Here is a 23,467-nt window from a genome sequence, read left to right as displayed (position 1 = left end):
CAGTAATTCACTCAACAACTCGGACGCTCTGCCGTTACAGTAGTTGGCACATTGCCATCTATTGATCTGACCGGTCGGAGCTTTACCCTTGCCGCGCTCTTCCGCTGTGCGTTTCAGTCATTTCCTGCCGTCATTGCTGCTGTTGCTGACGGGGCTTGCGGCTGCATACATCAAGGATCTGAGCGTCTTCTTCACCTCGCTGTTCAACGTGCTGCCCACCCTGGTGTTATTGCTCGGTGGCGCCTATTGCGCGGTTTACCGACGCCAGCGTGAACTGTTTCTGATGGTCACGGTGTACATCGCCTACTTCCTGCTCGACACCCAGACCGATTATTACCGCGACAACGGCAAGGTGCGTGACGATGCCGCCGTGGTCTTTCATTTGTGTTGCCTGCTGCTGCCGCTGTTGTTTGGCGTGTTCGCGGCGTGGCAGGAACGCACCCACCTGTTTCAGGACATGGTGGCGCGCTTCGCGGTATTGCTGGCGGTCGGCAGCGTGGCGCTGGGGCTTGAGCAAAGCTATCCGCAGGCGCTGCTGATCTGGCTGTCGGAGATTCGCTGGCCTGCCTTGCATGGCGCCTGGATGAGCCTCATCCAGTTGTCCTATCCGGTGTTCGTTGCGGCGTTTTTGCTGCTGGCCTGGCAATACTGGCGCAACCCGCGACCGCTGCATGCCGCGCAATGGGTGGGGCTGCTCGGATTGTTCTGGATGTTGCCGAAGACCTTCATCCTGCCGTTCACGCTGAACATCATGTGCAGCCAGGTGATGCTGATGATCGCCGCTGCCGTTGCCCACGAAGCCTATCAAATGGCCTTCCGCGACGAACTGACCGGGCTGCCGGGCCGTCGTGCGTTGAATGAACGCCTGCAACGGTTGGGGCGCAACTACGTGTTGGCGATGAGCGACGTCGACCACTTCAAGAAATTCAACGACACCCACGGCCACGATGTCGGCGACCAGGTGTTGCGGCTGGTGGCCAGCAAACTGTCGAAAATCGGCGGTGGCGGCAAGGCGTATCGCTATGGCGGCGAGGAATTTGCCCTGGTGTTTGCAGGCAAGACCCTCGAAGAGTGCCTGCCGCACCTGGAAGTCATCCGCGAGTCCATCGCCACTTACAACATTCAACTGCGCAATCAGGAAAATCGCCCGCAGGACGATAATCAGGGGCGCCAGCGCCGTGCGGGCTCCGGGGCGTCGAGTGTGTCAGTGACGGTCAGTATCGGTGTTGCCGAACGGATCGATCAACGCAGCCCCGAAGAGGTACTCAAGTCCGCTGACCAGGCGCTCTACAGCGCCAAGGGTGCCGGGCGAAACTGCGTGATGGCGTTCGGGCAGAACCGCCGTGGTGCCGTGCGCATGGACGCCGCTACGGTTGAGTGATGATGGCGCATTCAGCGAGCGCCAGGTGATTGTGAGGCACGGCTGGCGGCAGTAGGTTGAAGAAATCTGCCGACGGAGAATGACCATGCCCGAGTACAAAGCTCCCTTGCGCGACATGCGCTTTCTGATCGACCACGTCTTCGACTTTCACGCCAACTACGCCGTGCTGGGGGCCACCGATGCCAGCCCGGACATGGTCAATGCGATCCTCGAGGAGGGCGCGAAGTTCTGCGAAAACGTACTGTCGCCGCTCAACCGCAGCGGGGATGAAGAAGGCTGTCATTTCGACAATGGCGTGGTCACAACGCCCGCGGGTTTCAAGCAGGCATTCGCCCAATATGTCGAGGGCGGCTGGCATGGCCTTGCGGCGGATCCGGTTTACGGCGGTCAAGGGTTGCCGGTCTCTCTGGGCCTGGTGATCAGCGAGATGGTGGGCTCCAGCAACACCTCATGGGGCATGTACCCCGGCCTGACCCACGGAGCCATGTCGGCGATCCACGCCCATGGCACCGAGGCGCAGAAGCAGACCTATTTGAAGAAACTTACCGCTGGCCAATGGACCGGCACCATGTGCCTGACCGAAGCCCATTGCGGCACGGACCTGGGCATCATCAAGACCCGCGCCGTGCCTGCGGCCGATGGCAGCTACGCGATCTCCGGCAGCAAGATCTTCATCTCCGCCGGCGAGCACGACATGAGCGCCAACATCATTCACCTGGTGCTGGCCAAATTGCCGGATGCACCGGCCGGTACCAAGGGCATTTCGCTGTTCATCGTGCCCAAGTTCCTGCCCGATGCGACGGGCGAAGCGGGCGAGCGCAACGGTGTGTCCTGCGGCTCGATCGAACACAAGATGGGCATCAAGGCCTCGGCCACCTGCGTGCTGAACTTCGACGAGGCCAAGGGTTTCCTGATCGGCGAGCCGAACAAAGGCCTCAACTGCATGTTCACCATGATGAACCACGCGCGGCTGGGCACTGGCATGCAAGGGCTGTGTCTGGGGGAGGCGAGCTTCCAGGGCGCGGTCAAATACGCCAACGAGCGTTTGCAGATGCGCGCGCTGACCGGCCCGAAAGCCCCGGAAAAAGCCGCCGATCCGATCATTGTGCACCCTGATGTGCGGCGGATGTTGCTGACCATGAAAGCCTTCAACGAGGGCAACCGCGCGCTGACCTACTTCACCGCGCAGTTGCTCGACGTTGTACACCTGAGCTCGGACGAAACGGCGCGTCAGGATGCCGAAGACCTGCTGGCGTTCCTCACCCCGATCTGCAAAGCCTTCATGACCGACACCGGGCTGGAGGTGACCAACCACGGCATGCAGGTGTTTGGCGGCCACGGATTCATTCGCGAATGGGGCATGGAGCAACTGGTTCGCGACTGCCGGATCGCGCCGATCTATGAGGGCACCAACGGCATTCAGGCGCTGGACCTGCTCGGGCGCAAGGTCCTCGGCAGCCAGGGCAAGCTGTTGCGCGGTTTCACCAAAATCGTCCACAAGTTCTGCGCGGCGAACGCCGAGCATCCACAACTGGCCGGGTATGTGGCGCAGCTCAATCAACTGAACCGGCAGTGGGGTGAGTTGACCACCAGGGTCGGCATGGCGGCGATGAAAAACCCGGACGAAGTCGGTGCCGCGTCGGTGGATTACCTGATGTACAGCGGTTACATCATCCTTGGCTACCTGTGGTTGCGCATGGCGCTGGTGGCCCAGGCGCAGCTCGATAGCGGTACCGGCGATGCCGATTTCTGCCGGGGCAAACTCGCGACCAGCGAGTTCTACTTCAAGCGCTTGTTGCCGCGAACCGCCGCTCATCGGGCAGCCATCGAGGCGGGCAGCGATTGCCTTATGCAACTGCCAGCGGAGTTGTTCGCGCTTTAATTGATTTTCAATCCTTGAAAGATCGCAGCCTCCGGCAGCTCCTACCTTGATTGGCGCAGGAGTTGGCGGAGGCTGCGATTTTTTCTAGTGACTAAAAATAACAAAAACGTCACAGACTGACCCTATGTGTCTCAAAAGTTGTTGAGGTACACTCCGAGCCAACAAAACACTCTTCCTGTGAATCACCTGTATAGATCTTGCGAGGTTTGCCATGGCTGACTACAAAGCGCCCCTGCGCGATATGCGCTTCGTTCTCAATGAAGTTTTCGAGGTCGCCAAACTCTGGGCCGAACTGCCTGCGCTGGCCGAGACCGTCGATGCAGAAACGGTAGAGGCCATCCTGGAAGAAGCCGGCAAAGTCACCAGCAAAAGCATCGCACCGCTGAGCCGTGCCGCTGACGAGGAAGGTTGCCATTGGGCGGACGGTGCCGTCACCACGCCAGCAGGTTTCCCACAGGCCTATCAGACCTACGCTGAAGGCGGTTGGGTCGGTGTGGGAGGTGATCCGGCTTACGGCGGCATGGGCATGCCCAAAGCCGTTTCGGCCCAGGTCGAAGAAATGGTCAACTCCGCCAGCCTGGCGTTTGGCCTGTACCCGATGCTGACCGCCGGCGCTTGCCTGTCGATCAACGCCCACGCCAGCGAAGAGCTGAAAGCCGCATACCTGCCGAACATGTATGCCGGTGTCTGGGCCGGTTCCATGTGCCTGACCGAGCCCCATGCCGGTACCGACCTGGGAATCATCCGTACCAAGGCCGAGCCTCAGGCCGACGGTTCCTACAAGGTCAGCGGCACCAAGATCTTCATCACCGGTGGCGAACACGACCTCACCGAAAACATCATCCACCTGGTGCTGGCCAAGCTGCCGGATGCACCGGCGGGGCCGAAAGGCATTTCGCTGTTCCTGGTGCCGAAGTTCATGGTCAACGCCGATGGCGGCCTGGGCGCGCGCAACCCTTTGAGCTGCGGTTCGATCGAACACAAGATGGGCATCCAGGCGTCCGCGACCTGCGTGATGAACTTCGATGAAGCCGTGGGTTACCTGGTCGGCGAGCCGAACAAAGGCCTGGCGGCGATGTTCACCATGATGAACTACGAGCGTCTGGGCGTCGGTATCCAGGGCCTGGCCACGGGCGAGCGCTCGTACCAGAACGCCGTTGAGTACGCCCGTGACCGTCTGCAAAGCCGTTCGCCGACCGGCGCGCAGAACAAGGACAAAGTGGCTGACCCGATCATCGTCCACCCGGACGTGCGTCGCATGCTGCTGACCATGAAAGCCTCGAACGAAGGTGGCCGTGCGTTCTCAACCTATGTGGCGATGCAACTCGACACTGCCAAGTTCAGCGAAGAAGCCGCTACCCGCAAGCGTGCGGAAGACCTGGTGGCGTTGCTGACCCCGGTGGCCAAGGCGTTCCTGACTGACCTCGGCCTGGAAACCACCGTACACGGCCAACAGATTTTCGGTGGCCACGGCTACATCCGTGAGTGGGGCCAGGAACAATTGGTGCGTGACGTGCGCATCACCCAGATCTACGAAGGCACCAACGGCATTCAGGCACTGGACCTGGTCGGACGCAAGATCGTGGGTAGCGGCGGGGCGTTCTACAACCTGTTCGCTGACGAGATTCGTCACTTCACGGCGACCGCCAGCGCGGACCTTGCCGAGTTCACCAAGCCACTGAACGACGCCGTAACCACCCTCGATGAACTGACCGCGTGGTTGCTTGACCGTGCGAAGAGCAATCCGAACGAGATCGGCGCGGCATCGGTCGAGTATCTGCAGGCGTTCGGTTACGTGGCGTACGCCTACATGTGGGCCCTGATGGCCAAGGCGGCTTTCGGCAAGGAAGCGCAAGACGATTTCTATGCCAGCAAACTGGGCACGGCGCGCTTCTATTTTGCCCGCCTGTTGCCGCGCATTCACTCGTTAAGCGCATCGGTGAAGGCCGGTAGCGAATCGTTGTTCCTGCTGGATGCAGGACAATTCTGAGTCAGTAGTATTTTGTAAGCATTCTCTTACATAACGTGCTGCTGTTCTCCCATAGATGCAAATTGGATCCAGAGCTAATCTACTTCTCATGGACGTAGCGCAGGAAGCGCAAAGCAACAACAGGGACACGTAGGATTCTGCCAGGACGGCGGAGTGAAATGGATGTCAGGGAAACAGTCTGCAAAGCCCCGCTTCGGCGGGGTTTTCTTTTTCCCAAAGAAAAGTTTCTAGCCCAGCCCATCCAGAGACTGCGGGCTGTTCAAGCGTACATCCGGGCCGTTTATCACTTCTTCCAGCAATGTCCGCAGCAAGGCCAGCGAGGCCTGCTGCCGTTGCACATCCCGACACACCAAACCGACTTTCAGCGGTACGCGTGGTTCGCTCAGGGGTTTCCACAGCAGTTCGTGGCTGCCATGGGTCTTTTGCGAACGTCCGGGCAGCACCGTCGCCAGGCGCGTATGTGGCAGGCTGTCGAGGATGCCGGCCATGTTGTTCAGTTCGGCTTGCACCTGTGGGCGACGCCCGAGGCTCGCCAGTTGGGCCTGCCAGATCTGCCTGATCTGAAATTCTTCGCCCAGCAGCAACATCGGCAGTTCGGCGGCCTGACTCATGGACACTTTCTTGAATTCACGCAGCGGATGCTCTGCCGGGATGACCAGGGTCAGTTCATCTTCGTACAGCATCACGCCATGCAAGCCAGGCTGACGGGGCGGCAGATAGCCGATGCCGATATCCAGAGAACCGTTGAGCAGTCGCCGCTCGATTTCCAGGCCGGTCAATTCGTAGATCTGCACCACCAGGTGCGGCTGCGCCTTGCGCACCCGCTCAAGCATCTGCGGAACGAGGCTGGTATGCACGGTCTGCAATACACCGATGGCCAGGGTGCGCAGCGCCTGACCCTTGAAGTTGCCGAGCGCTTCCCGTGCCCGTTGCAGGCCATCGAGCAAAGGCAGGGCGTGGTTGTACAGCGTGTGGGCCGCGAGGGTCGGCAACAGGCGTTTGCTGCTGCGCTCGAACAGGCTGACATCGAGGTTTTGTTCCAGGTGACGGATTTGCTGGGACAGCGCCGGCTGGGAGATGGACAGGCGCTCGGCGGCCCGGCCCACGTGACCTTCTTCATAGACCGCGACGAAATAACGCAGTTGCTTGAAATCCATAAGTATTACTTATCGAAAATGCTGGGAAATCGAAATGGCTGAACGCCTCGTCTGAGCCTAGTCTAACCGCATTCACAGGGCTTACAGGGCCATAGAGCGCGATGAATACCCTTTGCTTCGATGGTGTTTACATAGGTAAGGCAAAAAATCTCATCAGAGGTTTTTTCAGATGAACCTGTTCAGTCTGCGCCGCAGTCCTCCCAGTCTTGATGATCTGGTCATGGACGCCTCCCTGCCATCTCCAGGCGATAATCTTTCCAGCGAGTACTTGATGCCCAGTGTCGAGCGGCCGAAACAGGTGTTTGTGCGTGGCCAGGGTTCATGGTTGTGGGATAGCGATGACCGTGCGTACCTGGATTTTTCCCAAGGCGGCGGGACCAACAGCCTGGGTCACAGCCCTTCGGTGCTGGTCAATGCAATCACTGCCCAGGCCCAATCGCTGATCAACCCGGGTTTCGGCCTGTACAACCGCGGCATGCTCAGCCTCGCCGAACATCTGTGTGCCAGCACCGGCAGTGATCAGGCTTACCTGCTCAATACCGGTAGCGAAGCCTGCGAGGCGGCGATCAAACTGGCGCGCAAATGGGGGCAGCAGCATCGCGGCGGTGCGTCGCGAATCATTGTGGCCAACAATGGTTGCCATGGTCGCAGCCTGGCGACGATTTCGGCGTCGGACAGTTCGACCTTGAGCAACCGATTCGAGCCGCAATTGCCAGGCTTCAGTCGTGTTCCATTCAATGATCTGCCAGCGTTGCATGCGGCTGTGGATGAACGGACCGTAGCGATCATGCTCGAGCCGATCCAGAGCGAAGCCGGCGTGATCCCGGCCACCGCGCATTACCTCAAGGGCGTCGAACGCTTGTGCCGTGAACTCGGCATTTTGCTGATCTTCGACGAAGTGCAAACCGGCATTGGCCGTTGTGGCACCTTGCTCGCGGAACAGTCCTGCGGTGTAACGGCGGATATCGTCGTGCTCGGAAAAGGCTTGGGCGGTGGCGTGCCATTGGCCGCCCTGCTGGCGCGGGGCAAGGCTTGCTGTTTCGACGTGGGCGAGGTGACAGGTACTCATCACGGTAATGCGTTGATGGCCGCGGCAGGACTTGCGGTGCTCGATACGGTGCAGGACAAGGCTTTCCTCAAGCACGTCGCAGAAACCGGTCAACACCTGCGTGAAGGGTTGGAGCGATTGGCCCATCGTTATGATCACGGTGAGTTGCGCGGACAAGGGCTGCTTTGGGGGCTGACGCTGTCGGACGACTCTGCTGACGCGGTGGTCAAGGCCGCGCTCTACGAAGGCCTGCTGCTCAATGCCCCGCAACCCGACTGCCTGCGCTTTACCCCGGCGCTGAATGTCAGCAACGCCAACATCGATGAAATGCTCCTGCGCCTGGCGCGTGCCTTCTCCCGAGTACGCACCGCGCAATTGCAGTGCCGCAAAGGGATTGCCGTCTGATCAGACGCGCCCTGCATACATTCCAGAACCGTCTCGCGGTAATACGCACGCCTCACGCCCTAAACTTTTGGCGTGGGGCGTTTTTTTGTCTCTGTGTTTTGCCAGCGGCTATTTTCCCCTTGATCGGTAGCCGGTACAGGAGTTTGTGGAGGTATTTCATGAGTAAGAAATTCAAAAGTGCGGCGTCCAAATCGATCCACGAATCGGCCAGCGCCTTGTACGCCATTGGTGCAATCAGCAAGGCGACCTGAAAGACCTGTTTGGCCAGATCGACCGCCAAGGTTGTGCAGGCCGACAAATCGGAAGAAGACACGGATTGATCAATCGAACTATGATTTTTCATGGACTCGCCCTCGCTGTCGCTGGCTGTTTAGACCGCCACCGTGGCGCATTGACGCCTCAGCTTGGGCGAGTCCATCCAATTACGGGAGATCACGGTTCTGTAGGAGCCGGCTTGCCAGCGATTGGAATACCGCCGGTTTCAGCTGGCGTGCTCCATCACCCGCCGATAAAACAACCACTCCTGCTCCAGTGCATGGGCCTGATTGCCGGCCTTGCGGAAACCGTGGCGTTCATCCGTGTAGTAGTGTGCTTCGACCAGGATGCCGTTGTCCTGAAGCGCCGAGACCATGTCGCGGGTCTGCTGCGGGATGACCACGGCGTCCAGTTCCCCTTGGAAGAAGATCACCGGCACGCGGATGTTGCCCGCATGCAGCAGAGGCGTGCGGGCCGCGTAGCGTTCGGCATCCCGCAGAGCATCGCCGATCAACCAATCCAGGTAATCGCTTTCGAATTTGTGGGTCGTGCGCCCCAGCGCCACCGGATCGCTGACCCCATACAGGCTGGCGCCGGCGCGGAACACGTTGTGAAATGCCAAGGCGCAAAGAGTGGTGTAACCGCCAGCACTGCCGCCGCGGATAAACGCTTTGTCGCCATCGATCAAGCCACGTTCGGCGAGATGGCTGACCACCGCGCAAGCGTCTTCGACATCCACATCACCCCAGCTCAAATGCAGCGCCTGACGATAGGCCCGGCCATAACCGCTGCTGCCGCGATAGTTGAGGTCGGCCACGGCGAAGCCCCGCTGTGCCCAGTACTGGATACGCGGATCGAGTATCGGGTAGCACGCCGACGTCGGTCCGCCATGGATGAATACCACCAGTGGAGGTTTCGTCTCGCCGGTCATCGCCGGGTAGAAGAAGCCGTGTGCTTCGCCTGAGCCACTCGGGTAGCGCAAGGTTTGCGGGCGGCTGATCTGGTCGGGAGGAAGTGGTGCAATGCCGCCGGCCAATACTTTCACTTGCCGACTCTGGCGGTCGATGGCGATGACGGCGGTTGAACTGACGGGCGACGCCGCGATGCAATAGATGAACTGCTCATCCACTGCGAGATGGCGGAAGCGGCTGTAGTCACCGGTGAAGTCGGCGCTGGAGCTGCCGCCTATCCCCAATCGGCCAAACCCGCCCTCGGTCCAACTGGCCAGGTAGCTGTTTTCGTTCAGCGGCACCCAGGTGCAGCCGCCAAGTTGCCAAGGTGCGGGACCATGGTCCGCGGTGTTACATGGCAACGGATTCAGACCATTTGCAGATTCAACGAATGGCTGCCAGTAACCCGCGCGATCCGTCAGGCAATACAGGCGACCGCCAGCATCAAACCGCGGTTGTTGCACAGACTCTTGAACGCCGTCGCCCGCCACACAACGGGCCTCGGCAAAGCCGCCGTTGGCGAGGCGTTCGGCAACCATCAAGCGGGTCGCTGTCCATGGCTGATCCGGGCGACTCCATTCGATCCAGGCCAGGCGCCGAGTATCGGGACTCAGTGTCGGTGCCGCGTAGAAATCAGCACCCTCGGCCAGCAAGTGACGCGCGCCATCGAACAGGTCGATTGCCACCAGTCGGTGTTGATCGCGATGCTCCTCGACCGCCAGCACTTGCCCGTTGGCGAACTGCAGATCGCCATAGCGGCACGCACCGGACGTCAGCCTTTCGGGCGATTCGCCTCGCAGTGATTGCCGATACAGTTGCTGGTCTGCCTCGTTGACGAAAACGATACCGTCATCTGTCAGACAAAACGCTCCGCCGCCATATTCGTACACGCGACTGCGTACGCTGAACTCCAGTGGGGTCAGACATTTCGCTGCACCGTCACGCCAATGCCAGATCCGGCACGCCGCATCTTCGGGTCGGTACTCGTTCCAGAACAGGCCCTGCCGACCGACTTGCAGTTCGGCAAAGTCGATACCGGCGGCCACGGCTTTGGCGGCGCTCAAAGGTTCAGCTTTTGGCGATGAGGCGTGAGTTTCGTTCATTGCGAAAGGCCAGTTGGTCGATGGTCTGGGTAGCGTGCCCGGCTTCTTCGCGAGCCTTGAGGATCACGCCGTGTTGTGGCGACTTGCTGCACACCGGGTCGGCGTTGCTTGCATCGCCGGTGAGCATGAACGCCTGGCAGCGGCAGCCGCCGAAATCTTTTTCTTTCTCGTCGCAGGAGCGGCACGGCTCGGGCATCCAGTCATAACCGCGAAAGCGGTTGAAGCCGAACGAGTCGTACCAGATGTGCTGCATGCTGTGGTCGCGCACGTTGGGAAACTGCACCGGCATCTGTCGGGCACCGTGACAGGGCAGAGCGGTTCCGTCTGGCGTGACCGTCAGAAAAATACTGCCCCAGCCATTCATGCAGGCTTTCGGGCGTTCTTCGTAATAGTCCGGGGTGACGAAAATCAACTTGCACGGGTGCCCTTCGGCTTCCAGTTTGGCGCGGTACTCATTGGTGATGCGTTCGGCGCGCACCAGTTGCTCTTTGGTCGGCAATAACCCAACGCGATTGAGCTGCGCCCAGCCGTAGAACTGGCATGTGGCGAGCTCGACAAAGTCCGCCTCCAGAGCGATGCACAGCTCGATGATGCGGTCGATCTGGTCGATGTTGTGCCGATGGGTCACGAAATTCAGCACCATCGGATAACCGTGGGCCTTCACTGCCCGGGCCATTTCCAGTTTCTGCGCGAAGGCCTTTTTTGAACCGGCCAGCAGATTGTTCACCTGCTCGTCGCTGGCCTGGAAGCTGATCTGGATGTGATCGAGGCCGGCCTTCTTGAAGTCGCTGATTTTCTGCTCGGTCAAACCGATGCCGGAGGTGATCAGGTTGGTGTAGAAACCCAGCTTGCGGGCCTCGGCAATCAGCTCGGCGAGGTCCTGACGCACCAGCGGTTCGCCACCGGAGAAGCCCAGTTGCGCCGCGCCCATTTCCCGCGCTTCGCGAAATACCTTGATCCACTGCTCGGTACTCAGCTCCTTGCCTTGCTCGGCGAAATCCAGCGGATTGGAACAGTACGGACATTGCAGCGGGCAGCGGTACGTCAGCTCGGCCAGCAGCCATAGCGGCAAGCCGATTTCAGGTTTGGGCGGCACTTGCACCGATGAATCAGGCAAGTTCGATCCAGTGCTGCGCACGGGCAACCTCCATGAATTGCTCGATGTCGTCTCCGAGTTCAGGTACGCCCGGGAACTGTTGGTCGAGCTCATTGATGATCGTCGCGACATCCCGTTCACCATCAATCAAACCGCCGATCAGTGCGGCACTTTCGTTGAGCTTGATCATGCCTTCCGGGTACAGCAGCACGTGGCCTTTCTGCGCCGGTTCGTATTGGAAGCGATAACCGGGACGCCAGGTCGGGGTCTTGCTGCGATCGAAACTCATAAGGTGATTCCTTTGTGCCAGACCCGTTCCCCGGTCACGCTGTGATACGGCGGGCGTTTCAGTTCGTAGGCCATGCTCATGGCATCGAGCATGCTCCAAAGAATGTCCAGTTTGAACTGGAGAATTTCCAGCATGCGCTCCTGGCCTTCACGGGAGGTGTAGTGCTGCAACGTGATCGCCAGACCGTGCTCGACATCACGCCGTGCCTGACCCAGGCGCGTGCGGAAATACTCGTAGCCGGCCGGGTCGATCCATGGGTAATGCTGAGGCCAGCTGTCCAGGCGCGACTGGTGGATTTGCGGGGCGAACAGTTCGGTCAGCGAGCTGCTCGCGGCCTCCTGCCAACTGGCACGGCGGGCGAAATTGACATAGGCGTCCACGGCGAAACGTACGCCGGGCAGCACCAGCTCCTGAGAACGCAGCTGGTCCGGGTCGAGGCCCACGGCCTGGCCCAGACGCAGCCAGGCTTCGATACCGCCGTCTTCACCGGGTGCGCCGTCGTGGTCGAGCAGGCGCTGAATCCATTCGCGGCGGATCTCGCGGTCAGGGCAGTTAGCCAGAATGGCTGCGTCCTTCAGGGGGATGTTCACCTGATAGTAGAAACGGTTGGCGACCCAGCCCTGAATCTGCTCACGGCTCGCCCGGCCTTCGTACATCGCCACATGGTAGGGGTGATGGATGTGGTAATAGGCGCCCTTGGCGCGCAGGGCGGCCTCGAACTCGGCGGGGGACATTGGGGTGTCGGTCATTGCGGTTCTCCGTGAAACAAGCGTAGAGGTCTAGTGCCTGTGCCGGCCTCATCGCGAGCAAGCTGGCTCCCACAGGGGAATGAGGTCAACTGTGGGAGTGAGCTTGCTCGCGATGAGGCCATCCGCTACAACACAATACTCATGCCGTCATACGCCACTTCAACCTGGCGCCGATCCAGCTCCGCGCGCTCGGGCGAATCTTCATCAAGAATCGGGTTGGTGTTGTTGATGTGGATAAGTACTTTGCGCTGGTTGGGCAATTGCTCAAGCACTTCGAGCATGCCGCCAGGGCCATTCTGTGCCAGGTGGCCCATTTCGCGGCCGGTACGGGTGCCTACACCGCGCCGCTGCATTTCATTGTCATCCCACAAGGTTCCATCCACCAGCAGGCAATCGCTGCCGGCCATGATTTCCAGAAGCGGTGCGTCGACCTTGCCCAGTCCCGGTGCGTAGAACAGTTTGCCGCCGGTGTTGAGGTCTTCGACGATCAGGCCAATGTTGTCGCCCGGATGCGGGTCGAAGCGGTGCGGCGAATAGGGCGGCGCGGCACTGCGCAAAGGCAGCGGGGTGAAGCGCAGGTTCGGGCAGGCGGGGATGGTGAAGCTTTGATCGAGTGCGATACGGTTCCAGTTCAGCCCGCCGTTCCAGTGAGTCAGCATGTTGAACAGTGGGAAACCAGTGCTCAGGTCTTCGTGGACCATGTCGGTACACCAGACCTGATGCGGGCAACCTTCGCGCAGCATGAGCAGGCCAGTGGTGTGGTCGATCTGACTGTCCATCAGGATGATCGCGCCGATCCCGGTATCGCGCAGGGCGCGGCCTGGCTGCATTGGGGCGAAACTCTGGAGTTGGGCGCGGATGTCCGGGGAGGTGTTGCACAGCACCCAGTTCACGCCATCATCGGAAATCGCGATGGACGATTGCGTCCGCGCCTTGGCCCGCAGGCTGCCGTCACGAAAGCCTGCGCAGTTCACGCAGTTGCAGTTCCACTGGGGGAAGCCGCCGCCGGCAGCGGAACCTAGAATCTGGACAAACATGGGCGCTCCATCATTTCAACGCTGAAAATAAAACGCCTCGGGATAACCGAGGCGTTAGCTGCAGTCTACCAAGGCAGATTAGCGGCTGGCGAAGTACATGGTGACTTCAAAGCCGATACGCAGGTCGGTGTAGGCAGGTTTGGTCCAGGCCATGAGTTGAACTCCTTCAGGTGGTGGTGAGACAGCGCTGTCTATAGGTATAGTCCACCTCAAATCAGAGATGTTCCAGACAGTTAGGTGGCTATGTTACTCAAAATTTCGAAGGGGTTGCCCGTGAAACTTTGAGAAAGCGCCTTACAGCTCCGGTAAAGATCATTTTGTCGCTTGCCAGGGAGTGCCGGGTGCAGGGCTGTTGGCCAGGCAGCGCCAACCGCCCTCGGCCTGATTCAATCGCTGTGCGGCGTCCAGCAGTTCGGCCCGCTCGATCAGCAGGATTGCCTCGGGCAATTGAGTCAGATAATCCGACGAGCGGCCGGACAGTTTACCCTGCCAGAGTAATTCGGCCACTTGATCCGTGGTGAGCGTGGCGCTGGAAAACTGATCCGCCAAGGCCAGGCGTTGAGCGTTGAAGGTGCTGTCGTCGAGCGAGCTGATCAGGTCCGGTAATCGATTCAGAAATTGCTCGATGTGCTGCAGCAGCTCCGCCGGCGCAACGCTTGGCGATTGCACCCCGAACAGCAGCCCGGTTTGCCCGTGAATCTGTCGCAGGGCGCTGAACACTGCATAGCCGAGTTGCAGCTCAACCCGCAGGCGCTGGTAGAACGGCGTCTGACAGATGTGTGCCAGCAAACGCCACGCGGCTTCGTCGGCCATTTCATCGGTAGCTGTAGGGCAAAACAGCAGCAGCGCGTGCTCGCTGGAGCCGGTATCGACGGTGTTCCACAGACGTTGTGAGTGGATCGAAGAGGGTAGCGTCAGCTGATTGTCCGGCGTGCCGGGTATGCGGCTCAAGGCCAGGCCCATGGCCGCTTGAGTCTGAGCCGATAACCCGATCGCCAACCCGTCCCATCGCGCACTCGACCAGAGTTGCCGCAGGTCATCCGAGCTTGTGCTGTGCTCGAGGCAGTGATCGGGCAATGTTTTGAGCAGTTGCCGAATCGGAATTAGCGCAACACTCGTCGGTTCCGATTGTGAGACAGCGGTATCAGGGGTTGTCAGTTCCTTCAGCACATGCTCAAGGACGCTCGGCATCGGTTCCTGTAGCCCGGTCATTTTCAGCAGCCATTCGCTGCCCGACGCGCTGAAGGAAAAATCCACACCGGCCTGGTGCGCGTCTTCGCGCAACGGCTGCAGGTGGTTTTCCAGTCGTGATTGAAGATGGCTGTCGGGAGCCGAGTCCAGGCGCCAGCGCAGATAAATCGCACCATCGGCGTTGTTGTCCGGCCATGCCTGGCTGAATTGCATCGGCGAACGTTCACGACGGCTGCGCGAGCGATCCTGGGCAAAAGTGCGTAGGCCTCGATGGGCGCTGGTTTGGCCGCGAATCAATCCGGCGTTGGCTGCCGGTGCTTCGCAGCGCAAGAACGGGTTGGGTGCCGGCAATTGCCAGGGACCGCTGAAGTTATCCACAGCGCCGATTTGTTTGAGGACTTGCTTGAGGGCTGTAACGCCTTGGTCAGATAACCCGGCTTCGCGCTGTTCGCTGTCCAGTCGGGCCAGTTGCAAGGCGCTGCTGACTTGCTGTTGGCGCTGGAGCAGGGCTGCGTATTCTTCGCGCAATCGGCTCCAGTCTTGCCTGGCGAAGAAGCCCAGCCAATCCATTAGCCGTTCGCGAATCCCGGTTGCCAAAGAGTTGGCGGGCAATGTGAACTCGAAGTGCAGCAAGGCTTGCCCGGCGAATTGATACAGCGACTCGGCCTTCAGTTTTTCGGCCAATCCACGCTCACGCAAATCCGCCAGCAAACCGCCCGGTTTCTCGGCATTGAGCCAGTGACACAGAAAATCCAGTGCTTCGGCGGCGGAGTCGGGTAGCGCTTGGAGGGCAAACAGCAAATCCAGTCGGCGCTCACCAGCCTGTTGATAACTGGCGTTTGAGGTCGCCATCAGCGGTGGCGGGGATTGTTGCGTGGCCTTTTCACCGCTGGCAATAACGCTGGCAAATGTCTCGGCCAAACCTCTTAGTTCATCGAGGCTCTGCGGCCCGGCCAGGCTCAAGGTCATCTGCCCGGTCTGGTAAAACCGCTGATAAAAATCCTGCAATGCCTGCTGAAATTCCGGTTGCGACACCGGGAGGCTGTCGCGATTGCCGGCATGGAAACCGCGCAGCGGATGAGCCTCAGAAAGCCCATCGAACAATGCCCGCTGTTGTTGCGCCACCGGATCCTGCGACCAGGCGACAAATTCCGCCTGTAGCACTTCCTGTTCCCGCTGTTGATCGTCCTGATTCATACGTGGATGGGCGAGCATGTCTGACAGACGCTCAAGCCCACCGGTAAACGCTTGTGGCGGCAGTTCGAAAAAATAGTCCGTGGTGCGCTCGCTGGTCCGCGCGTTTACCTGCCCTCCATGACTCTGGACGTAGGCCATCAACCCTTGCCCGGCAGGAAAACGCTCAGTCCCCAGAAACAGCAGATGCTCAAGAAAATGCGCCAGGCCAGGCCAGGCCAGCGGCACATCATGGCTGCCGGCTGCCACGCGCAACGCCGCCGCGCAACGCTTCAGGTTCGGGGCATGACGCAGCGTCACCCGCAGACCGTTGGCCAGGGTTTCAGTGTGGGGGCGAAGGGGATTCAGCGCGGGCATGGGCACTTCCAGAACAGTGAAGTGCCAATGCTAGCGGATCAGGACTTGTTCAGCTCGCCGTAAAGCTCAGGGCGGCGATCGATCAAGTAGCGATTGGCGGCGCGGGAGTCGACCATCAACTGACGATCCAACTCACCGACAATCAATGCTTCATCAAGGCCTGCCTGAGCGATACGACTGCCATCCGGTGCGGCGATGCTGCTTTGACCGCAATAGTGGATGTCGCCTTCCTGGCCGCAGTAGTTGGCGTAAGCCACATAACATTGGTTTTCGAAGGCGCGGGAGCGCACGGTGACATCGGCGACGAAATCGAACGGAATCATGTTGGCAGTCGGCACCAGAATCAGCTCTGCACCGGCCAGGGCCAGGCGCCGGGCGTTTTCCGGAAATTCCAGGTCGTAGCAGATCAGGAAGCCGAGCTTCCAGCCGTTGAGCTCAACGATGGGAAAATCGTCGGGGCCTGCGCTGAACATCGAGTGATCCAGGTCGCCGAACAGATGGGTCTTGCGGTAGTTGCAGATGCGCTCGCCGTTAGCGTCGATCAACTGCACGGCGTTGTAGATCTGCCCGTCGGCGGTGCGCTCCGGGTAGCCATACAAAATGGCGATCCCGGCAGCCTTGGCAATGCGCGCGATCTGCTGCGCCGATTCACCGTTATGCACCTCCGCCAGCACGCTGACGGCATCGACGCCGATGTTGTAGCCGGTCAGGAACATCTCCGGCAGCACCAGCAGGTCGGCGCCTTTTGCCTCCAGCGCAAGTTGCTGCAAGCGTTGCAGATTGCCGGCGACATCCAGGGGCAGCGGTGGACACTGGTAAAGGGCTACGCGCATTTCGGATTCCTCTTACTCGGGAAGGGCGATCGGTCCGATCTCGTTGAACACATCTCCTGGACCCGGATTCTCGGCGTGAGTTGCACCACCGAAGTGTTTCATGATGCCCCACACCGCATTGAGCGACGTCTGCACCGCGCCTTCGACCCAGGCCGGCGTCCACGAAACATCGTCGCCGGCGATGAAAATCCCGCGCTGCTCGGCAGGCATGTCGTCCTGCATGAAGTGCGCGTACATACGCTGGTTGTAGCGGTAATGGCCGGGCAGGGCGCCTTTGAATGCACCGAGAAAATGTGGGTCGGCTTCCCAGGACACGGTGATCGGATCGCCGATGATCCGCGCGGCGATGTCGACTTTCGGGTAGATCTTCTTCAACGCATCCAATGCCAGCTTCACGCGTTTTTCAACCGGCTGCGGCAGCATTTTCAGGGCGTCGCTCATCCACGAGTACGACAGGCAGATCACGCCGGGTTTGTCGTCGCCGTTGTCGAACAGGTAGGTTCCGCGGGTCAGGCGATCGGTGAGGGTCATGCTCATCAGGTCGCGGCCGGTCTCCGGGTCTTTGTCTTTCCAGAACGGGCGGTCGACCATCACGAAAGTCTTCGACGACTGCATGTAGCGGGTGCGGTCCAGGGCCATCCACATTTTTTGCGAGAACAGGGTTTCGTCGCATTCGATCTGGGTGGTCAGCAGCCAGCTCTGGCAAGTGGTCAGCACTGCGGCGTATTCGCGGGTGTCGCCCCAGTTGTCGGTGACAGCGAAACGACCGCCTGGCGCGTGGGCAATTTTCTTCACGCCAGTGCGCGGTGCGCCGTTGTGCAGCGAGCTGAGGCTGGTGCCGGCCGGCCAGTGCGCGCAACGCTCCGGTACATGGCGCCAAATGCCCAGGGGCACCTGTTCTACGCCGCCAACCACCAGGTGCTGGTGATCGTCGCAGTTGGTCATGACGACGCGGAAGATTTCCAGCATCGAGTTCGGGAAGTCCGAGTCCCAGCCGCCGGTGCCGAAACCGACCTGGCCGAACACTTCACGGTGATGGAACGAGAGCTTGGCGAATGCCTTGGAGGTGGCGACGAAATCGTAAAAGGTGCGGTCGTCCCACAGCGGCACCAGGGTGTTCCACAGTTCCTTGAGGCGTGGCACGTCACGGTCGCGAATGGCTTGCTGGATATCGGCAAACTGCGAACCGGCTTCCAGGGCATCGGCCCAGGCATCAGCCACCTCCTGGAACAGTGCAGGAAGGTCCGACAGCTTCTGTGCGTAATGGGTCTGACCTTCGAGGTCGATCACCGTGCTGCCTGAAGCGGGTGTCAGCGGGTTAGGGAAAGGTTTGGTTTCCAGACCCAGTTTGTCGACGTAGTGATAAAACGCGGTGGACGACACCGGGAAGCGCATCCCGCCCAGTTCGGCAATGATACCTTCGGCGCCATTGAACGCCTGGGAGCGCAGGCGGCCGCCCATTTTCGAAGCTTCGTAGACGACCGGTTTCAGGCCCAGCTTCATCAGCTCGTACGCGGCCACCAGGCCGGCGATCCCGCCGCCGACAATCGCCACTTCGGCACCGTGACTATGCTCGGGAATGCTGCCCAGCCCGGCCGGGTGCTCGATCCAGTCGTCGAAGGCGAAAGGAAAGTCCGGGCCGAAAATGGTGACTGGTTTCTTACCGTCTGCAGGATGGCGATTGTTCTTGTTCATGGCTGACCTTACTGGCGACCCGACGCGGAATGCGCATCTGAGTATAGGAAAAGATGCCAGCCATTCTAGAGAGCACGGAGCACGTTAATAAGACGCAAAGTGTCGTCGTTTTGCCATTTATTAGGTCATTATGACAATGTAACTACGCACAATGACCACTGTAGGAGCTGGCTTGCCAGCGAAGAGGCCGTGGAATTTTGTATCGAAGGTCCGGACGCCTTCGCCGGCAAGCCGGCTCCTACAGGTCTTTGCTTGCCTGCCAGATACCCAACATCACGGCAAAACTCAAACCGGCTGCCCCCGATCAATCTTGCTGCTCAAGATGATCGAGGTCGTGGTCTTCTCCACCCCATCCACACTGCCAATCTGATCCAGCAACTGATCCAGCTGTTCCGGTGAATCGGTGCGCAACCACGCCACATAATCAAATTCGCCACTCACAGCACACAACTGCTGCACCTGTGCCATTGCGCTCAAACGTCGCAACACCTCCTTGCCGGAACGCGGTTGCACAGTGATCCCGACATACGCCTGCAACCCGCCATCCACCACCCGCTGACCGAGGCGCACACCGTAGCCGGTGATCACTTTGGCCTTTTCCAGCCGCGCCAGACGCGAGGTGACCGTGGTACGGGCGATGCCCAGTTGCCGGGCAAGCATGGCCACGCTCTCGCGGGCGTTGATCTGCAGGGCTGCGATCAGTTGGCGATCGATTTCGTCGAGAACAGGGGGGCGAGTGTCGGGCAACGGCGTGGCTCCAGAGGTATGAATCAATGGTCCAGCATGTTACAGGCTCGTTCGACGCAACGCTTGTGGCCGAAAGAGAGTGGGCAATCGACTAAGATTGATGCAGTCGAGGGTCAGAGGCCAAGGACATGACAACGAACCTACCCGCTGCTGTACGGGACCGTGCATTGCAGATCGCCCATCACGAAATGGGGCACTACGTGGTGGCCCGGGCCCTGGGATTTGAAACGGGCGGCGTGACCCTGACAGTGACCAAGGATTTGCGCCACCAGGGAGGGGCCTCCATTACCCTCGTGCGCCCAATTTCGTCGATGGAAGCCATGACGGAACATCTGGAAGCCCGGATGATGGTGCTCCTGGCTGGCGCCATGGCGCAGACACTGCCTTCAAAACCTTCAGCCGCCAAACGCGTCGATAAGCGGCAAGCGACAGCCATCCTCAAAGGCGAGCAGGGGGCGGAACAGGATTACGCAAAAATCAGGGAGCTTCAGTATCTGCTGCGCAACATCGCCTATCCCGATACCGATCCAGCGTCGTCTGAACGCATAACGGCGCAGCTCAAAGCGATGACAGATCAGGTGTGGGATCGGACGCAACAAATCATCGAGGATCAGGCCGGGACGATTGCCGAATTGGCTGTGGCGCTGGTGGAAGGAATGGCCATCGTGGAGCAGTGGGGAAGGGCGGCGGATACGTATGAGGTTGTGTTGACGGGGCAGATGCTGGAACGGCTGCGGGCGGTGCAGGCCATACCTTCGTTACGTGTTTGGACTGACAGCTGCAGCGATGTCGTTCAGCACTGGAGGTAGCGAAGGGCGAAAAGTCTGGTGCTATCAGTCCCAAAAAGGGAACGCTCGGTCCCTTTTTGGGACTTTTCAGGCGGCGTGATTACGCGTTGTTCTATCGATCTGCTTCAGCTCTCGTTTGAACAGACCGCCGCGTCAGCACCTTCACCACATCATCAATCACCGCTTTGCTCATCGTCGTCAGGTAATGCGCGGCCCAGGCGTGGCGGTCGGAGTCTTGGGCGTAGGCGGCGTCCACGGTGAGGGACTTGGCGAGGAACAGCAGGTCGGAGGCTTGGGCCAGGGCGTCGGCGATGGGGACGTCGCGGCAGACGTGGAACAGGGGTTGATCCGAGAGATAGAGGAAGGGGGTGAAGCCTATGGTTTTCAGATCTGAAGGTGCGGATGTGCTCATGTTCAAACTCCTAATTTTTAAAGGAGCTGTCACATTCGTTTCCAAGCGAATGGGTGGCAGCTGTGCGCAGGTTGGAAAACCGGGAAATTAGGAAACCGGCACGCCCGAAGACGTCCCGCGCACAGCTGCCATAACTCAAGGTTCAGGTGGGCAAACTGTTGCGTCCAATTTCGTCGGGTTTCCAAGCCCGATCGCTGAATGGTCAGCGACGTCCGGAGACTATCCCGTCGAAGAAACGCGCAACAAGGCGGCAATGTGCCCAAATAGAAGATTCGGAGTTTGCCTACAAGGTCCTAAGGCGTCATCTGATATTTCGACACCTTAAGTAAACAAAACTAAACAATCGGGCAAAAAAGCTGCATATGAACGCGGCGTTTTAGTTTGACGTAGAAGCCCGGGTCAGTCGCACAGACTCCATCTACTACCAGCACGATAATCAGGGCGGTCGTAAAACGGCTTGACGGTAAAACTTTTCTTGTGCGACAAGTGTCCACGTTTTATGGAATGTGGACAGCGGGGATTTTTGAGTTCATGAAGAGTCAAGATATTTTGCTTCTTTTTAAAATGGCTAGCCTCCACGCACAGGAGGAGAAGCTATTTGAAAAAATGGAGTCGGAGTCAATCGCGGATTTATTTGAACCGCTGCTGGAACCTGGTGTGAACCTATCAATGGTGGCTGGCGATCCGGTGGGGCGCGCATTGGCTGCTCACAATCCTGATCCGGAAGACGGGGTTTATCGCGTGCAGGAGCTGGATACCCCCATGGGTGATGCTGACGGGTGGGAGGGGTGGTCGGACGCGGTTCCGTCCCTTCCAGTGTCGAGCTGGAATGAAAGTTACTCCTTGCGCGCACTCTCTGCATCTCTTGGCCTGAGTAAAAGTGAGGTTTCGAACTCAATGGCACGGTGTCGTGAGGCGGGGTTGCTCACCAACGACTACGACACCGCTCTTCCGAAGGTGAACCGCCGAGAGCTCGTGAAAATCACGGAGCATGCCCTCAAATACTTTTTCCCGGTAAAGCTCGGTGCAATTGTTCGCGGCATCCCCACCGGCTTTGCAGCGCCGGCGCTGTCCAAGAGCCTTAAAAGTGCGGGTGGGCTCATTCCAGTTTGGCCTGATGCTTTCGGGAGTGAGCGCGGTCAGGCGATTGAGCCGCTCTACAAAACCGTTCCAGACGCGGTGAAGAAGGACCGAACTCTTTACCATTACTTGGCGCTCGTTGATGCGATCCGCGTTGGCGGACCGAGAGAGTGCGCAGTAGCGGTCAACATACTCAAGGCAGGGATGGGGCTGAAATAAGATGGCTTCAAATGCTGACCATAATTACGAGCTGATCGAGTATGTGGCTGAAGGTCTGGGCAAAGAATTATTGACTGAAGTTGCCTTTGTCGGTGGATGCACGACGGCAATGCTGGTGACCGACACCGCTGTCATGGATGACATCCGGTTTACTGATGATGTCGACTTGGTAATCGAGTTGGCGGGTGTTAGTGCCTGGCAACGCCTCACAGAACGCCTGGCGGCCAAAAAATTCAAAATCACAGGGGAAGACGAGGTCAACTGTCGATTTCGTTTCAACGATGTCATCGTGGATGTGATGCCTTCGGATCCGGCTGTTCTCGGCTATGCGAACCGCTGGTTCGTGGAAGGGCTCGCTCACGCTGTGAAGTTCGCGCTACCCGGTGGTCTAGAGATACAGATCTTCAAGTCGACTTACTTTCTTGCTACGAAGCTGGAAGCCTTCAGCGGGCGCGGAGAAGGCGATCCTTATCACAAGGATGTCGAGGACATCGTTATCCTGATTGATGGGCGTCCGGAGCTGTTGGAGGAGGTCCGAGGGGCGGAATCTGAATTGCTGCAGTTCATCGCCAAGGGAGTTGGTGAGCTGCTTAGGCTCAATGGCATCGACTATGCGATTCAAAGCTCAGGCTCGGTTCGGGCAAACCCCGCTCGAGGCATGCTCATCCATCAGCGTATGAAGGATCTGAGCCTGCTCGTATGAGATACGAAATCAGATCGGTAAAAGGGCGAGCCCGAGAAGCCAATCATGATTGCGCTGGCGCGGTATTCGATGGCGTGAGGGGGCTGTTTGTTGTCGTGGATGGCACTTCGAAACCAGGTAGTGGCCAGTTGGCCTATGGATTTGTGCAAGCAGTGATGGAGGCCTGTCAGGCCCGTTTTAGTCAAGGCGCTGAAGACACTATTCATAGTGGTGTCCAGCAGCAGCTACGGTCTGTACTTACAGATTTACACGTTCCACTGTTTGCTAAGCAGACCGGTACAACAAGCTACTTGGTTGGTGTTGCTTCTCATGGGCAGCTCACCCTTGCATATGAGGGGGGCTGTTCATGTGGCTTTGCCAGCGCGGAGGGTGGAATCGAGTGGTTCACACCACCGCATTGCAAGGCGAACTGGAGGCGTGACCGATCACATCGGGAACTTGCGCTTGATCCGGCCCGCCATCTGATCACCCGTTGCTATCGGGCCGACCGTTCCCCGGATCCAGATTTTGTTTTCCGTTCAGTGGCTGCAGGCGAGCGCCTGGTGTTCGCAACGGATGGCTTTTGGGCGGAGCTGACCGATGCTCGACAGGGTGACGTGCTTGCAGCTCCTGCCATTGAAATCAACGATGTAGACGATGACGTGACTTGGATTGATGTGAAGCTGTAAACAGTGCGAGTTGGCCGTTTTTTTCATTGATGGCGCGCCAGCTGTGTATGAAGTGGGTCGAAGGGCTTGAAATGGGGTTGAAGTTATTTCAATAGAAGAGTTTCAGTCGCTCCCGCCGACTAGACACGAAAAAGCCGCGCAATGCGCGGCTTTCTTGTTTGGTGGGCCCACACGGACTTGAACCGTGGACCAAAGGATTATGAGTCCTCTGCTCTAACCAACTGAGCTATAGGCCCTC

Annotated in this window: 20 protein-coding genes, 1 tRNA gene and 1 pseudogene; 9 read left to right on the top strand and 13 right to left on the bottom strand. The window is 59.2% G+C overall.

Annotation, left to right across the window (positions count from 1 at the left end; all coding sequences use genetic code 11):
* The first annotated feature begins 88 nt into the window (after positions 1–88).
* The 3 genes from KGA81_RS22100 to KGA81_RS22090 all read left to right on the top strand — a co-directional run bounded on the left by KGA81_RS22100 (position 89) and on the right by KGA81_RS22090 (position 5,253).
* Entirely contained in the window at positions 89–1,381 is a 1,293-nt protein-coding gene (locus KGA81_RS22100; RefSeq protein WP_223548451.1) for a GGDEF domain-containing protein, read from the top strand.
* 85 nt (positions 1,382–1,466) lie between these two features.
* Entirely contained in the window at positions 1,467–3,263 is a 1,797-nt protein-coding gene (locus KGA81_RS22095) for an acyl-CoA dehydrogenase C-terminal domain-containing protein (protein WP_223548449.1), read from the top strand.
* 211 nt (positions 3,264–3,474) lie between these two features.
* Entirely contained in the window at positions 3,475–5,253 is a 1,779-nt protein-coding gene (locus tag KGA81_RS22090) for an acyl-CoA dehydrogenase C-terminal domain-containing protein (RefSeq protein ID WP_223548447.1), read from the top strand.
* Positions 5,254–5,480: 227 nt separating this feature from the next.
* Here KGA81_RS22090 and KGA81_RS22085 read toward each other — a convergent pair whose 3' ends face one another.
* The gene (locus KGA81_RS22085; RefSeq protein WP_223548444.1) at positions 5,481–6,410 is read right to left on the bottom strand and encodes a LysR family transcriptional regulator; all 930 of its coding nucleotides are present in this window, start codon (positions 6,408–6,410) and stop codon (positions 5,481–5,483) included.
* Between the two features lie 169 nt (positions 6,411–6,579).
* On the opposite strand from KGA81_RS22085, the gene KGA81_RS22080 reads away from it, so the two are divergent.
* The gene (locus tag KGA81_RS22080) at positions 6,580–7,863 is read left to right on the top strand and encodes an aspartate aminotransferase family protein (protein ID WP_223548441.1); all 1,284 of its coding nucleotides are present in this window, start codon (positions 6,580–6,582) and stop codon (positions 7,861–7,863) included.
* Between the two features lie 158 nt (positions 7,864–8,021).
* A pseudogene (locus KGA81_RS22075) lies at positions 8,022–8,111 on the top strand (transcriptional regulator); the annotation flags it as partial.
* Between the two features lie 233 nt (positions 8,112–8,344).
* Here the strand turns inward: KGA81_RS22075 and KGA81_RS22070 are convergent.
* The 10 genes from KGA81_RS22070 to KGA81_RS22025 all read right to left on the bottom strand — a co-directional run bounded on the left by KGA81_RS22070 (position 8,345) and on the right by KGA81_RS22025 (position 19,359).
* Positions 8,345–10,171, bottom strand: a complete 1,827-nt coding sequence (locus tag KGA81_RS22070; protein ID WP_223548438.1) for a S9 family peptidase — start codon at positions 10,169–10,171, stop codon at positions 8,345–8,347.
* On the bottom strand, positions 10,137–11,273 hold the full coding sequence (gene pqqE / locus KGA81_RS22065) for a pyrroloquinoline quinone biosynthesis protein PqqE (protein WP_411736571.1): 1,137 nt from the start codon (positions 11,271–11,273) through the stop codon (positions 10,137–10,139). Before pqqE ends, KGA81_RS22070 begins: the two co-directional genes overlap by 35 nt.
* A gap of 7 nt (positions 11,274–11,280) precedes the next feature.
* Positions 11,281–11,556: a pyrroloquinoline quinone biosynthesis peptide chaperone PqqD gene (pqqD, locus tag KGA81_RS22060; RefSeq protein ID WP_223548432.1), complete on the bottom strand. Its 276-nt coding sequence runs from the start codon at positions 11,554–11,556 to the stop codon at positions 11,281–11,283.
* On the bottom strand, positions 11,553–12,305 hold the full coding sequence (gene pqqC / locus KGA81_RS22055; protein WP_223548430.1) for a pyrroloquinoline-quinone synthase PqqC: 753 nt from the start codon (positions 12,303–12,305) through the stop codon (positions 11,553–11,555). Before pqqC ends, pqqD begins: the two co-directional genes overlap by 4 nt.
* Before the next feature lie 125 nt (positions 12,306–12,430).
* Entirely contained in the window at positions 12,431–13,342 is a 912-nt protein-coding gene (gene pqqB, locus KGA81_RS22050) for a pyrroloquinoline quinone biosynthesis protein PqqB (RefSeq protein ID WP_223548428.1), read from the bottom strand.
* Positions 13,343–13,420: 78 nt separating this feature from the next.
* Positions 13,421–13,495 (bottom strand): pyrroloquinoline quinone precursor peptide PqqA, encoded by a 75-nt coding sequence (gene pqqA / locus KGA81_RS22045; protein WP_003444522.1) that lies wholly within the window; start codon positions 13,493–13,495, stop codon positions 13,421–13,423.
* A 159-nt stretch (positions 13,496–13,654) separates the two neighbouring features.
* On the bottom strand, positions 13,655–16,084 hold the full coding sequence (pqqF, locus tag KGA81_RS22040; RefSeq protein ID WP_223548426.1) for a pyrroloquinoline quinone biosynthesis protein PqqF: 2,430 nt from the start codon (positions 16,082–16,084) through the stop codon (positions 13,655–13,657).
* 38 nt (positions 16,085–16,122) lie between these two features.
* Complete coding sequence (locus KGA81_RS22035) at positions 16,123–16,917, bottom strand: carbon-nitrogen hydrolase family protein (RefSeq protein WP_223548424.1); 795 nt, start codon at positions 16,915–16,917, stop codon at positions 16,123–16,125.
* A gap of 12 nt (positions 16,918–16,929) precedes the next feature.
* A complete protein-coding gene (locus tag KGA81_RS22030) occupies positions 16,930–18,612 on the bottom strand; it encodes a flavin monoamine oxidase family protein (protein WP_223548422.1) in 1,683 nt (560 codons plus the stop codon).
* Between the two features lie 285 nt (positions 18,613–18,897).
* The gene (locus tag KGA81_RS22025; RefSeq protein ID WP_007980298.1) at positions 18,898–19,359 is read right to left on the bottom strand and encodes an Lrp/AsnC family transcriptional regulator; all 462 of its coding nucleotides are present in this window, start codon (positions 19,357–19,359) and stop codon (positions 18,898–18,900) included.
* A 128-nt stretch (positions 19,360–19,487) separates the two neighbouring features.
* On the opposite strand from KGA81_RS22025, the gene KGA81_RS22020 reads away from it, so the two are divergent.
* Entirely contained in the window at positions 19,488–20,168 is a 681-nt protein-coding gene (locus KGA81_RS22020) for a peptidase M41 (protein ID WP_223548419.1), read from the top strand.
* 91 nt (positions 20,169–20,259) lie between these two features.
* Here KGA81_RS22020 and KGA81_RS22015 read toward each other — a convergent pair whose 3' ends face one another.
* Complete coding sequence (locus tag KGA81_RS22015) at positions 20,260–20,559, bottom strand: DUF3077 domain-containing protein (RefSeq protein WP_223548416.1); 300 nt, start codon at positions 20,557–20,559, stop codon at positions 20,260–20,262.
* Positions 20,560–21,090: 531 nt separating this feature from the next.
* Here KGA81_RS22015 and KGA81_RS22010 point away from each other — a divergent pair.
* Genes KGA81_RS22010 through KGA81_RS22000 form a run of 3 tightly spaced genes read left to right on the top strand, consistent with a single transcriptional unit; the run spans position 21,091 to position 23,229 of the window.
* The gene (locus KGA81_RS22010; RefSeq protein ID WP_223548413.1) at positions 21,091–21,858 is read left to right on the top strand and encodes a MarR family transcriptional regulator; all 768 of its coding nucleotides are present in this window, start codon (positions 21,091–21,093) and stop codon (positions 21,856–21,858) included.
* 1 nt (position 21,859) lies between these two features.
* On the top strand, positions 21,860–22,561 hold the full coding sequence (locus KGA81_RS22005) for a hypothetical protein (RefSeq protein WP_223548411.1): 702 nt from the start codon (positions 21,860–21,862) through the stop codon (positions 22,559–22,561).
* A complete protein-coding gene (locus tag KGA81_RS22000) occupies positions 22,558–23,229 on the top strand; it encodes a serine/threonine protein phosphatase (protein ID WP_223548409.1) in 672 nt (223 codons plus the stop codon). The genes KGA81_RS22005 and KGA81_RS22000 overlap by 4 nt, the downstream gene beginning before the upstream one ends.
* A gap of 159 nt (positions 23,230–23,388) precedes the next feature.
* Here KGA81_RS22000 and KGA81_RS21995 read toward each other — a convergent pair.
* A tRNA-Ile gene (locus KGA81_RS21995) sits at positions 23,389–23,465 on the bottom strand.
* Between the last annotated feature and the right edge of the window lie 2 nt (positions 23,466–23,467).

Source organism: Pseudomonas sp. A-B-19 (genome assembly GCF_019947515.1).
Lineage (GTDB): Bacteria > Pseudomonadota > Gammaproteobacteria > Pseudomonadales > Pseudomonadaceae > Aquipseudomonas.
Note: the sequence above shows the minus strand (reverse complement) of the source record. Positions and strands in the feature narration are given on the sequence as shown.

Coding starts and splice junctions, on each gene's coding strand:
- KGA81_RS22095 (WP_223548449.1), top strand. CDS start 1,467: ATGCCCGAGTACAAAGCTCCCTTGCGCGACATGCGCTTTCTGATCGAC.
- KGA81_RS22090 (WP_223548447.1), top strand. CDS start 3,475: ATGGCTGACTACAAAGCGCCCCTGCGCGATATGCGCTTCGTTCTCAAT.
- KGA81_RS22085 (WP_223548444.1), bottom strand. CDS start 6,410: ATGGATTTCAAGCAACTGCGTTATTTCGTCGCGGTCTATGAAGAAGGT.
- KGA81_RS22080 (WP_223548441.1), top strand. CDS start 6,580: ATGAACCTGTTCAGTCTGCGCCGCAGTCCTCCCAGTCTTGATGATCTG.
- KGA81_RS22070 (WP_223548438.1), bottom strand. CDS start 10,171: ATGAACGAAACTCACGCCTCATCGCCAAAAGCTGAACCTTTGAGCGCC.
- pqqD (WP_223548432.1), bottom strand. CDS start 11,556: ATGAGTTTCGATCGCAGCAAGACCCCGACCTGGCGTCCCGGTTATCGC.
- pqqC (WP_223548430.1), bottom strand. CDS start 12,305: ATGACCGACACCCCAATGTCCCCCGCCGAGTTCGAGGCCGCCCTGCGC.
- pqqB (WP_223548428.1), bottom strand. CDS start 13,342: ATGTTTGTCCAGATTCTAGGTTCCGCTGCCGGCGGCGGCTTCCCCCAG.
- pqqF (WP_223548426.1), bottom strand. CDS start 16,084: ATGCCCGCGCTGAATCCCCTTCGCCCCCACACTGAAACCCTGGCCAAC.
- KGA81_RS22035 (WP_223548424.1), bottom strand. CDS start 16,917: ATGCGCGTAGCCCTTTACCAGTGTCCACCGCTGCCCCTGGATGTCGCC.
- KGA81_RS22030 (WP_223548422.1), bottom strand. CDS start 18,612: ATGAACAAGAACAATCGCCATCCTGCAGACGGTAAGAAACCAGTCACC.
- KGA81_RS22020 (WP_223548419.1), top strand. CDS start 19,488: ATGACAACGAACCTACCCGCTGCTGTACGGGACCGTGCATTGCAGATC.
- KGA81_RS22015 (WP_223548416.1), bottom strand. CDS start 20,559: ATGAGCACATCCGCACCTTCAGATCTGAAAACCATAGGCTTCACCCCC.
- KGA81_RS22010 (WP_223548413.1), top strand. CDS start 21,091: ATGAAGAGTCAAGATATTTTGCTTCTTTTTAAAATGGCTAGCCTCCAC.
- KGA81_RS22005 (WP_223548411.1), top strand. CDS start 21,860: ATGGCTTCAAATGCTGACCATAATTACGAGCTGATCGAGTATGTGGCT.
- KGA81_RS22000 (WP_223548409.1), top strand. CDS start 22,558: ATGAGATACGAAATCAGATCGGTAAAAGGGCGAGCCCGAGAAGCCAAT.